This is a genomic window from Streptomyces sp. NPDC020807, assembly GCF_040641575.1.
Taxonomy (GTDB): Bacteria; Actinomycetota; Actinomycetes; order Streptomycetales; family Streptomycetaceae; genus Streptomyces.
The window spans coordinates 15,529-27,044 of the sequence record NZ_JBFADU010000017.1 but is presented as its reverse complement, the minus strand read 5'-3'; the positions used below and the strand labels follow the sequence as shown (position 1 = coordinate 27,044).

General features: G+C 72.4%; 9 protein-coding genes. 1 reads left to right on the top strand and 8 read right to left on the bottom strand.

Features of this window, described 5'->3' with window-relative positions; genetic code table 11:
- Positions 1–61: 61 nt before the first annotated feature.
- Positions 62–559, top strand: a complete 498-nt coding sequence (locus AB0G79_RS23085) for a MarR family transcriptional regulator (protein ID WP_024754861.1) — start codon at positions 62–64, stop codon at positions 557–559.
- Here the strand turns inward: AB0G79_RS23085 and AB0G79_RS23080 are convergent.
- From AB0G79_RS23080 to AB0G79_RS23045, 8 genes are all read right to left on the bottom strand, one after another.
- On the bottom strand, positions 518–1,306 hold the full coding sequence (locus AB0G79_RS23080) for a response regulator transcription factor (RefSeq protein WP_360809333.1): 789 nt from the start codon (positions 1,304–1,306) through the stop codon (positions 518–520). The two genes, AB0G79_RS23085 and AB0G79_RS23080, sit on opposite strands and share 42 nt — an antisense overlap.
- Positions 1,307–1,558: 252 nt before the next feature.
- Positions 1,559–2,710 carry a galactokinase gene (gene galK / locus AB0G79_RS23075; RefSeq protein ID WP_360809331.1) on the bottom strand — a complete coding sequence of 384 codons (1,152 nt, stop codon included), beginning with the start codon at positions 2,708–2,710 and terminating at the stop codon, positions 1,559–1,561.
- On the bottom strand, positions 2,707–3,693 hold the full coding sequence (gene galE / locus AB0G79_RS23070) for a UDP-glucose 4-epimerase GalE (protein WP_360809534.1): 987 nt from the start codon (positions 3,691–3,693) through the stop codon (positions 2,707–2,709). The genes galK and galE overlap by 4 nt, the downstream gene beginning before the upstream one ends.
- Before the next feature lie 80 nt (positions 3,694–3,773).
- Positions 3,774–4,817 carry a galactose-1-phosphate uridylyltransferase gene (galT, locus tag AB0G79_RS23065; RefSeq protein WP_360809329.1) on the bottom strand — a complete coding sequence of 348 codons (1,044 nt, stop codon included), beginning with the start codon at positions 4,815–4,817 and terminating at the stop codon, positions 3,774–3,776.
- A 121-nt stretch (positions 4,818–4,938) separates the two neighbouring features.
- Positions 4,939–5,628, bottom strand: a complete 690-nt coding sequence (locus AB0G79_RS23060) for a response regulator transcription factor (RefSeq protein ID WP_360809327.1) — start codon at positions 5,626–5,628, stop codon at positions 4,939–4,941.
- 165 nt (positions 5,629–5,793) lie between these two features.
- Positions 5,794–7,608 carry a PQQ-binding-like beta-propeller repeat protein gene (locus tag AB0G79_RS23055; protein WP_360809325.1) on the bottom strand — a complete coding sequence of 605 codons (1,815 nt, stop codon included), beginning with the start codon at positions 7,606–7,608 and terminating at the stop codon, positions 5,794–5,796.
- A gap of 13 nt (positions 7,609–7,621) precedes the next feature.
- Complete coding sequence (locus AB0G79_RS23050) at positions 7,622–9,466, bottom strand: PQQ-binding-like beta-propeller repeat protein (protein ID WP_360809323.1); 1,845 nt, start codon at positions 9,464–9,466, stop codon at positions 7,622–7,624.
- Between the two features lie 123 nt (positions 9,467–9,589).
- Positions 9,590–11,395, bottom strand: a complete 1,806-nt coding sequence (locus AB0G79_RS23045) for an ABC-F family ATP-binding cassette domain-containing protein (protein WP_360809321.1) — start codon at positions 11,393–11,395, stop codon at positions 9,590–9,592.
- Between the last annotated feature and the right edge of the window lie 121 nt (positions 11,396–11,516).

Here is an 11,516-nt window from a genome sequence, read left to right as displayed (position 1 = left end):
CATTGCCGAAATGCTTCACGCCAAGAGACTTTACGTCAACAGACCCTCTACACTGATCGACATGGAGGACGAGGTCGACCGACTGGTCGCTGCATGGCGCCGCGAGCGCCCCGACCTCGACGTGGAACCGCTCGAGGTGCTCAGCCGCGTCTCGCGGCTCGCCCGGCACCTCGACCGTGCCCGTCGGCTCGCCTTCTCCGAGCACCAGCTGGAGCCCTGGGAGTTCGACGTCCTCACCTCGCTGCGCCGCGCCGGAGCCCCGTACCAGCTCTCCCCCGGCCAGCTCCTCACCCAGACCCTGGTCACCTCGGGCACCATGACCAACCGCATCGACCGGCTCACCAAGAAGGGCCTCGTCGAGCGGCTCCCCGACCCCAGCGACCGGCGCGGGGTCCTCGTGCGGCTCACGCCCGAGGGCCGGGACCGGGCCGACGAGGCGCTCGCCGGGCTGCTCGCGCAGGAGCGCGCGATCCTCGCCCAGCTCTCCCGCGCCCAGCGCGGCGAACTGGCCGCGCTGCTACGCCGGCTGACCGCCCCGTTCGACAACGTCCCCGGGTAGGACGTCGAGCGCCACCGGGCCGACGCCCGCGCGGCGGGCCAGGGCGACCGCGGCGAGGGTCGAGTGGACGCCGAGCTTCCCCAGCACGTTCTGCATGTGCGTACGGACGGTGTGCGGGGAGAGGAAGAGGCGCTCGGCGACCGCCTTGCGGCCCAGGCCCGCGACCATGCAGCGGAGGACCTCGCGCTCGCGCGGGGTGAGGGACTCGACGAGCCGCTCGCTGTCCGTGCGGTGCTTGCGGGCAGCCGTCAGCTCCCGCAGGACGCCCGTCAGCAGGGCGGGCGGCAGGTGGGTCTCGTCGCGCAGGACGCCGCGCACCACCGCCAGGAGGCGCTGCAGCGAGGAGTCCTTCGCGACCCAGCCCGAGGCCCCGGCCTGGAGGGCGTGCGCGGCCCTGCGCGCGTCGTCCTTCTCGGCGAGGACGACCGTGCGGACGGCGGGGTGGAGGCGGCGGACCGCCGCGACGAGGGCGATCCCGTCGACCGTGGGGGACGTGCCCTCCGGGTCGGAGGTCGCCTCGGGCGCCGCCGCGCGCGCCGCGGCCGCCGGGCCCGCGCCCAGTTCGGCGTCGACGAGCAGCACGTCGAACCTGCGGCCCTCCGCCGTGCCCCGCTCCAGGCAGCGCAGCGCGGCCGGGCCGCTGCCCGCCGCGGAGACGTCGACGTCGGGCTCGGCCGTCAGCGCGGCGGCCAGCGACTCGGCGAAGATGCGGTGGTCGTCGACCACCAGGACCCGGATACGTGCCACGGACACTCCCACGTGTCGAGGAACGGGCCGGCGCGGATACGACGCCGGAGGCGGGCCCGTCGGTCGCGCGGCCGCCGCCGTGCGTTGACTTCTACCCCCGCCGCCGACGCCGTATCCGACCGGACTCGACCCCTGAAACGGCACCGGCCCCCACCGGTGCTGCGCCCAGAGTAGGGGCGGGGCGGGCCGGTGGGGGCCGTTTTCGGAACTGTCGGTACGGACAGGGGGCGCGGCCGTACCGACGGTTCCGGCTCAGAGCCGGCGGGCGCCCCGCGAGGGCACGGCCGGGAAGACGCCGGGGGCCGCGTGACCGGCCTCGGCGAAGGCCTTCTCGACGGCGGCGGTGACCGCCTCCGCCCGGTCGGTCTCGACGAGGACGACGGCCGAACCGCCGAAGCCGCCGCCGGTCATGCGGGCGCCCAGCGCGCCCGCCGCGTTCGCCGCCTCGACGACGAGGTCCAGCTCGGGGCAGGAGACCCGCAGGTCGTCGCGGAGCGAGGCGTGCCCCTCGGTGAGGACGGGGCCGACGGCGCGGATCTCGCCCGCGTCGAGGAGCGCGATCACCCGCTCGACGCGCGCGTTGTCGCTGACGACGTGCCGGACGTACCGCCGGATCCGCTCGTCGCCGAGGACCTCGTCCAGACGTGCGAGGGAGTCGGGCAGGGTCGCGGCGTCCACGTCGCGCAGGTGGCTCACTCCGAGCGCCCGCGCGCCCGCTTCGCAACCGGCGCGCCGCTCGGCGTACGCGCCGTCCCCGAGCTCGTGCTTCACGCGGGTGTCGACGACGAGCAGCCGGAGCCCCTCGCGGGCCAGGTCGAAGGGGACCTGACGGTAGGACAGGTCCCGGGTGTCCAGGTGGAGGGCGTGGCCGTCCGCCGCGCAGGCGGAGGCCATCTGGTCCATGACGCCGCAGGGGACGCCGACGAAGTCGTTCTCGGCGCGCTGGGCGGTCCGCGCGAGCTCGGGCCCGGTGAGGCCGAGGCCGAACAGGTCGTTCAGGGCGAGGGCGGTGACGACCTCGAGGGCGGCGGACGAGGAGAGCCCGGCGCCGGTCGGCACGGTCGAGCGGAAGTGCAGGTCGGCGCCGGTCACCCGGTGGCCGGCCTCCCGCAGCGCCCAGACGACGGCGGCCGGGTAGGCGGCCCAGCCGCCGCCGGACAGCGGTTCGAGGGCGTCCACGTCGAGCTGGACGATCCCGCCGTCGATGTCGGCGGAGTGCAGCCGCAGGACGCCGTCCTCGCGGCGGGAGACGGCGGCGACGGTGGTGTGCGGCAGCGCGAGCGGCAGCACGAAGCCCTCGTTGAAGTCGGTGTACTCACCGATGAGGTTGACCCGGCCGGGCGCGGCCCACACCCCGTCGGGGGCGGTTCCGTACAGGGCCTCGAAGTCGGCGGCGACGCTCACGCGCGCACTCCTTCCCGCTGCTGTGCGAAGGTCCAGGCGTCGGCGACGACGTCCGCCAGGTCCGGGCGGGACGGCGTCCAGCCGAGCCGCTCGCGGGCGGCGTCGGCGGAGGCGACGAGGACGGCCGGGTCGCCGGGACGGCGCTCGGCGGTGATCTCGGGGATCGGGTGTCCGGTGACCTTCCGGACGGTCTCGACGACCTCGCGGACGGAGAAGCCGTTGCCGTTGCCGAGGTTGCAGACGAGGTGCTCGCCCGGGGGGACGGATCCGGCCGCCCCGGACCCTCCGGTCATCGCGTCGAGGGCCAGGAGGTGGGCCTCGGCGAGGTCGGCGACGTGGATGTAGTCCCGTACGCAGGTGCCGTCCGGGGTCGGGTAGTCCTCGCCGTACACCGAGATCGCCTCGCGGCGGCCCTGCGCGACCTGGAGGACGAGGGGGATGAGGTGCGACTCGGGGTCGTGGCGCTCGCCCTGCTCCCCGTACGCCCCGGCGACGTTGAAGTACCGCAGCGAGACGGCCGCGAGGCCGTGGGCCGCGCACTCGCCGCCGATCATGTGGTCGACGGCCAGCTTGCTCGCCCCGTACGGGCTGGTCGGCGCGGTCGGCGCGGACTCGGTGATCGGGACGGTCTCCGGCTCGCCGTAGGTGGCGGCGGTGGAGGAGAAGACGAGCTTGCGGACACCGGCCGCGCGCATCGCGGCGAGCAGCGCCATGGTGCCGCCGACGTTGTTCTCCCAGTACTTCTCCGGCTTGGCGACGGACTCGCCGACCTGGGAGAAGGCGGCGAAGTGCAGGACGCCGTCGAAGGAGGGGTCGAGCCACCGGGCCGCGTCCTGGATGCGGCCCTCGACGAACCCGGCGCCGGCCGGGACGCCTTCGCGGAAGCCGGTGGAGAGGTCGTCGAGGACGACGACCTCGTCGCCGCGCTCCAGGAGGTGGGCGGCGACCACGCTGCCCACGTACCCGGCCCCGCCGGTCACCAGGTACTTCTTGGCCCTCGCGTGAGCCGTCGTGTGAGCTGTCGTGTGAGCTGCCGTGTGAGCTGCCGTGTGAGCTGTCGTGGTCACGCGCTCGCCACCTCTCGGATGCGTCGGGCCGCGTCCTCCGGCCGTACGTCGTTCATGAACGCGCCCATGCCGGACTCGGTGCCCGCGAGGAACTTCAGCTTGCCAGAGGCCCGTCGGACGGTGAAAAGCTCCAGGTGGAGTCCGAACTCCTCGCGCCGCTCGTCCGTGAACGGCGCCTGGTGCCAGGCGGCGATGTAGGGCGTCGGCGGCTCGTCCGGGCCGAAGATCCGGTCGAAGCGCCTCAAGAGTTCCAGGTAGACCTGTGCGAACTCTGTGCGGGCGGCCTCGTCGAGGGCGAGCAGGTCGGGCACCCGGCGCCTGGGGTGCAGGTGGATCTCGTACGGCCAGTGGGCGGCGTACGGCACGAAGGCGATCCAGTGCTCGGTCTCCAGGACCACCCGCTCGGCGTCGGCGACCTCGCGGGCGACGACGTCGTCGAAGAGGTTCCGGCCGGTGGCCTCGCGGTGCTCGTCGATCCGGCGCCGCATGAGGGCGGTGCGCGGGGTGACGTACGGGAACGCGTAGATCTGGCCGTGCGAGTGGGGCAGGGTGACGCCGATCTCCTGGCCGCGGTTCTCGAAGCAGTAGACCTGCTCGACGCCGGGCAGGGCGGAGAGCGCGGCGGTCCGGTCGGTCCAGGCGTCGAGGACGAGCCGGGCCTGCGCCTCGGTGAGGTCGGCGAAGGAGGCGGTGTGGTCCTCGGTGAAGCAGACGACCTCGCAGCGGCCGAGGCCGCCGGAGAGCGAGGGGAAGCGGTTCTCGAAGACCACCACCTCGTAGCTCTCGTCCGGGATCTCGCTCTCGCGGCCGCCCTTGGCGGGGCAGAGCGGGCAGGCGTCGGCCGGCGGCTGGTACGTGCGGGCCTGCCGGTGCGAGGCGACGGTGACCGTGTCGCCGGTGAGCGCGTCGCGGCGGAGCTCGGAGCGGGAGGTGACGGCGGTGAGCGGGCGGGGGTCGACGGCGTCGCGGACGACGTCGTCGCGGCTGTCGTAGTAGATCAGCTCGCGGCCGTCGGCGAGTGTGGTGACGGTCTTCTTCACTGGGGCGTGGCCCTCCGGGCAGGATCAAACAGAACCACGCACAAAAAACCACATTCGAACATCGCCGTCAATGCCGAGGACTCCTCCGAGAGAACCCTCGAAGGAGTGACGCCCGTGATCCCTAAAGGGTGAAACCCTCGCGCTGCCGCGGGACAGCCCGGTCGAGCAGACCCGTCCGCGCCGCGAGCGCCGCCGCCTCCAGACGCGAACCGACACCGAGCTTCATCAGGACCCGCTGCACATGTGTCCGCGCCGTGCTCGGCGCGATCCGCATCCCCGCCGCGATCAGCCGCGTGTCCTCCCCCTCCGCGACCCGCACCAGGACCTCCACCTCCCGCTGGGTGAGCAGCCGCAGCAGCCGCATCCCCTCGTCGTCCTGCCGCTCCGCCGGGTTGAGCAGCTCCGCGAAGGCCGACTGGAGCAGCCCCGGGGCCACCGCCGACTCCCCCGCGCGGGCCTTCACGATCGCCCGCTCGACGCCCTCGATCCGCTCGTCGTGCCGGACGTACCCCGAGGCCCCGGCCGCGAAGGCCGCCGCGATCCCGCGCGGCGACGGCACGGGCCCGAGCACCACCACCGCCACCTGGGGCCGCTCCCGCTTGATCCGCGCGACCACGTCGAAGGCGCCGGGTGCGGCCGGGGCGGCCGTGCCGAGCAGGCACACCTCGGGCGCCCGGCCCACGACGAGCTCCGCCGCGCCCGCCACCGGCGCCGCCGCCGCGAGCACCCGGTGCCCGCGCAGCTTCAGCGCCGACGCCAGCGCCTCGGCGTGCAGTCGGTGGTCGTCCACCACCACGAGGCGTACGCCCATCCCGGTCAACCCCCATCCTCCGGGCCGGCCGACCCCGGCCCGCCCGTTCCGATCACGGATTCCTCGCCCACGGGCGAGTCATGCAAACGGCCCGGCGCATCGGGGTGAATCCGATGCGCCGGGCCGCGCGAGTGTCCCACGGACGCCCTTACGGCGTCAGCGGGTTCACCGGGTGGTGAAGGAAATCGCCAGGGGTTCCTTGGCGGAGGAGGACGAGGACGAGCTCGGGGAGGAGAGCATCTGGGCGGACATGAAGACCCGTCCGTCGCGGTAGAGGATCTCCGAGTAGTCCGGCGAGAAGGTCTTCTCGCCGACGCTGCCCGACGGGGTCGCCGGGTTCTCCAGGAGCAGCGTCTCCTTCATCGTCACGCCGTCGATCGAGACGATCCGGCCGCCCTTGTCGTACGGCGGGGACTTGTAGGCGATGATGCTGCCGCCGTCCATGCGGAGCGGGACCAGGCGGTACTTGTCGCCGGCGTCCGCCTTCTCCGGCACCGTCTTCCCGGTGTTCAGGTCGAAGGCGATGATCTCGTTCGTCTCGGCGCCGTACTCGCCGGTGCTGCCCTCGTGCTCCTCGGTCGGCACGTAGAGCCGGTTGTTGCCGACGGCGAGCTTGGTGCAGGACTCGACCTCGGTCGAGCGGCAGCGACCCGCGTACTGGTCCGCGTCCGCCGTGATCTTCGCCTTGAGCTTGCCGGTCTTCTCGTCGATCGAGAAGAAGTCCGAGATGCCGCTGCCGTCACCGGCGCTGTCACCGACGTCGGCCGCGACGACCAGAGGCTTCGAGGAGACGACCGAGGCGTACTCGACGCCGGCCGGCATCTTGTACTGGGAGAGCGGGGCGCCCGTCGTCGGGTTGAGGTTCTGGACGAGGACGTACTGCGCCTCGTACGGGCCGCACTTGCGGACCGCGACGAGGCCCTCGCCGCCGCCGTAGCCGAGGTCGTAGCAGTTCTGGTCGTTCGGCTGCGGCTTCCAGCGCGGGTTGCCGTTGGCGATGTCGAAGGCCGCGCCGCCGTCGGTGCCGCCGGCCGCGACCGTCTTGCCGCTGACCGTGACCTCGCTGAAGCGGGCCTTGTCGTCGCCGGCCGAGCCGCCGGTGACCGAGGTCGACCAGAGCAGCTTGCCGGTGGCGAGGTCGACGACGCCGACCTCGGTGCACTGCTGGTAGTAGCGCGGGGCGACCCGCTTGCTCGCCTCGAAGAGGATGGCGACCTTGTTGTCGGCCGTCACGTGCCGGGAGGCGCCGCAGACCTGGCCGGTCAGCGGCAGCGTCCACGCGGTGGAGCCCTTGGCGAGGTCGTAGGCGGTGATGCCGTTGATGCCGGTCTTCACGTACGCCTTGTCGGTCACCCAGGATCCGGAGACGTCGGTGACGTCCGGGACCTTGGGCTTCGGCACGGTGAAGGCCTGCTTCGCCTGGACGTTCTCGGGGGCCTTCTCCTGGCCCCCGCCGCCGGTGCCGCCGCCCGTGCCCTTGGCCTCGCCGCTGCCGCCGCCACTGGCGGGACCGGCCGAGCTGACCTCCTGCTTGCCCTCGTTCCCCTCGTCACCCGAGGATTTGGCGTACCAGATGCCGACGCCGACGATCAGGACGATCGCGACGGCGGCGGCGATGAGGATCTGGAGCTGCGCGGACAGCTTCTTCCCGCCCGCCGGCGCGGGGGCCGGGGGCTGGGCGTAGCCGTACGGCTGCTGCGGCTGGGTCGGATAGCCGTACGGGGGCTGGACCGGCTGCTGCGGCTGGTAGCCGCCGTACTGCGGGGGCTGCTGGGGCTGGGGCGCCTGCGGTGCCTGGTACGGCTGCTGCGGCTGCTGCGGGGGCGCCTGCGGGTAGCCGTATCCCGGCTGGGGCGGCTGCTGCGGGTAGCCGTAGCCGGGCGCCGGCGGCTGCTGCGGGGGCGTGGGGGCGCCGAAGCCGCCCTGACCCTGGGTGGGGTCCGGGGGCTGGTTCGGCGGGGGCGGCGGGGGCTGCGTCATCGGTTCCAATACCTCACTTGCTGAACGCCATCATCGTCTTGACCAGCTTTTCTTCCTTGTCGTTCGACGCCGAGACACGTCCCGCCGTCACGACGAAGGAGCCGCCGCCGTAGGCGAAGCCGGGGTCGTAGAAGCTGTTCTCGATGTCGGCGGTCGACGCCGGGTGCTGGAGCACGATCTTCGGCGCGCCACCGGTCGGGGCGATGGTCGCGACGGCGCCGCCCTTGTCGTACGACGGGTCGACGTAGACGAGGACCTTCCCGGCGTCCATGCGGAGCGGGATCATCGTCTGCTCGCCGGGCGCCTTCGAGCGCCACTTGGCCTTGCCGGTCTTCAGGTCGAAGGCGATGACCTCGTTGGGCTTGCCGTAGTCGACCTCGGTCGCCATGTAGAACGTGTTGGCGTCGGCGGCGACGCCGGTGCAGCCCTGGAGGTTCTTGCCGAAGACGACGAAGGTGCCGCCGCAGGACGGGGCGAACTTGTCCTTGCCGCCCTGGATCTGCGAGCGGAGCTTGCCCTTGTTGTCGAGGGCGAAGACGGACCACTTCTTCTGCGCGCGCTGGGTGGCGGAGACGACCAGCGGGTCGACGGAGTAGACCTTGTCCACCTCCCAGTCCGCGGCGAGCTTGTACGTGAACTTGGGCTTGCCGGTGCGCGGGTCGACCTCGCCGATGGCCTGGCTCTTCTTCTCGGTGCTGCCCGAGGGGCAGCTCATCGCGGCGATGAGCTTGCTGCCGCCGGCGTAGCCGTAGGGCTTGCAGCCGGTGGTGGCGCCCTTGAAGATCTGCTTGCCGGTCTTGAGGTCGAAGCCGTAGGCGCTGCTGGTACCGGCGGCGGTGACGGTGTTGCCGCTGATGGCGAGGGTGTTGTCGTCGAAGGCGAAGAGGGCCGTGGACTTGGGCACGGACGTCTTCCAGCCGACCTTGCCGGTCTTGAGGTCGATCTTCTGGAGCTCGGTGCACTTGGCGCCGTCCTTGGCGCTGTCGTTGTACCCGAAGACCATCGTGCCGTCGGCGGCCGGCGCGGGCGGGGCCGCGCACAGCTCGAACTTCACGTCGACGTGCCACTTCTTCTTGCCGTCGGCGAGGTTGTAGCCGTCGATGCCCTTGTACATCGCCTTGACGACGGTGTCGCCGACGATCCACGGGCCGAGGACGTCGGCGCCGTTGCGGGGCAGGTCGACGTCGTTCTTGAGCAGCCAGCCCACCTTCGCCTCGCCCGCCTGGCGGCCGGCGTTGAGGTCGTCCTCGCCGCCGCGGCCGTCGCCGGAGCCGTCGCCCTGGTCCACCGACTCGGTGGGCTTGGGGGCGGCCGAGGTCGGCGGAGCCGAGCTCGTGGCGGTCGGCAGGGTGACCGGGTTCTTCTCGTCGTCGCCCCCGCCGACGACCGCCCAGGTCGTGACGGCGGCGACCAGGACGGCCGCGGCGGCGACGCCCGCGACGATGGCGGTGCGCTTCTTGTCCCCGCCGTTGCCGCCGGGCGGCGGGGTGGGCGCGCCGGGGTAACCGCCGTAGGGGTTCGGCTGCTGACCGTACTGCTGCTGGCCGTAGGGGCCCGGCTGCGGCTGCTGCTGCGGGTAGCCGTAGGGCCCCGGCTGCTGCGGCTGCTGCGGGTAGCCGTACGGGCCCGGCTGCTGACCCGGCGTCTGCGGGTATCCGTAACCGGGCTGCTGCCCGTACGGGTTCGGCGCGGCGGCCGGCGGGCCCTGAGGCGGGACGGGCGGTGCCTGCGGCGGGACCGGCGGGACGGGCGGCAGGCCCTGGCCCGGGGTCTGGCCCGGAGCCTGACCAGGGGTCTGGTTCGGGTCCTGAGGGGCTCCGAAGCCCCCCGGCGGCTGGTTGCTGGGCGGCTGGGTCATCAGCGGTTTCCCCCTTGACGTGAACGGGTTTTCTTTCTACCACTCACGCCCCGGCGAGAAGGCGGCCGGTCCTCCCCCGTACCCAAGGGAGAACCGGCCTGTGATGCCCTCGTTATGCGCCTCTTACGCGTCCTCGGCCAGCTCGAGCCAGCGCATCTCCAACTCCTCGCGCTCCCCGGCCAGTTCCCGGAGCTCCGCGTCGAGCTTCGCCACCTTCTCGAAATCGGTGGCGTTGTCGGCGATCTGCGCGTGCAGCTTCGCCTCCTTGTCGGCGAGCTTGTCGAGCTGCCGCTCGACCTTCTGGAGCTCCTTCTTGGCCGCGCGGGCGTCGGCGGCGGAGACCCCCGGCTTCGCCTGCGCGGGCGCGGCGGCCGGCGCCGGGACGGACGCCTCGACCATCTTCTGACGGCGCTCCAGGTACTCGTCGATCCCGCGCGGCAGCATCCGCAGCGTCTTGTCGCCGAGCAGCGCGAGGGTCTTGTCGGTGGTGCGCTCGATGAAGAACCGGTCGTGGGAGATGACGACCATGGAGCCCGGCCAGCCGTCGAGGAGGTCCTCCAGCTGCGTGAGGGTCTCGATGTCGAGGTCGTTGGTGGGCTCGTCGAGGAAGAGGACGTTCGGCTCGTCCATCAGCAGGCGCAGCAGCTGGAGGCGGCGGCGCTCGCCACCGGAGAGGTCGCCGACCGGCGTCCACTGCTTCTCCTTGCTGAAGCCGAACTGCTCGCAGAGCTGACCGGCGGTCATCTCGCGGCCCTTGCCGAGGTCGACGCGGTCGCGGACCTGCTGGACGGCCTCGAGGACGCGGAGCGTGCCGGGCAGCTCGGTGACGTCCTGCGAGAGGTAGGCGAGCCGGACGGTCTTGCCGACGACGATCTTCCCGGCGGCGGGCTGCTCCTCGCCCTGGCTGACGGCGGCGTCGGCGAGCGCGCGGAGCAGCGAGGTCTTGCCGGCGCCGTTGACGCCGACGAGGCCGATGCGGTCGCCGGGGCCGAGCTGCCAGGTCAGGTGCTTGAGGAGCTCCTTGGGCCCGGCGGTGACGGACACGTCCTCCAGGTCGAAGACGGTCTTGCCGAGGCGCGCGTTGGCGAACTTCATCAGCTCGCTGGTGTCGCGCGGCGGCGGCACGTCGGCGATGAGCTCGTTGGCTGCCTCGATGCGGTAGCGCGGCTTGGAGGTACGGGCGGGGGCACCGCGGCGCAGCCAGGCCAGCTCCTTGCGCATGAGGTTCTGCCGCTTGCTCTCCTCGGTGGCGGCGATGCGCTCGCGCTCGGCGCGCGCGAAGACGTAGTCCGAGTAGCCGCCCTCGTACTCGTGGACCGTGCCGCGCTGCACGTCCCACATGCGGGTGCAGACCTGGTCGAGGAACCAGCGGTCGTGGGTGACGCAGACGAGCGCGGAGCGACGCTCCTGGAGGTGCTTGGCCAGCCAGGAGATGCCCTCGACGTCGAGGTGGTTGGTGGGCTCGTCGAGGACGATGAGGTCCTGGTCCTCGATGAGGAGCTTGGCGAGCGCGATGCGGCGGCGCTCGCCGCCGGAGAGCGGGCCGATGACGGTGTCGAGGCCGTTCTCGAAACCGGGCAGGTCGAGCCCGCCGAACAGGCCGGTGAGCACGTCGCGGATCTTGGCGCTGCCCGCCCACTCGTGGTCGGCCATGACGCCGATGACCTCGTGTCGGATGGTCGCCTTCGGGTCGAGCGAGTCGTGCTGCGTGAGGACACCGAGGCGGAGCCCGCCGCTGTGCGTGACGCGGCCGGTGTCGGCCTCCTCGAGGCGGGCGAGCATCCGGATGAGGGTGGTCTTGCCGTCGCCGTTGCGCCCCACGACCCCGATCCGGTCCCCTTCGGAGACGCCGAGCGAGACGCCGTCGAGCAGGGCACGGGTGCCGTACACCTTGCTGACGTTCTCGACATTGACCAGGTTGACGGCCACGTTGACTCCTGTAAGGGCTGATCGATCGACGTCCAGAGTAGACGGTGGGGTGAACGGTCACTCTTCGTGATGACGTGATCGGGATCCGGCGGCTACCGTGGACGGGCAGGCCGAAGAATCC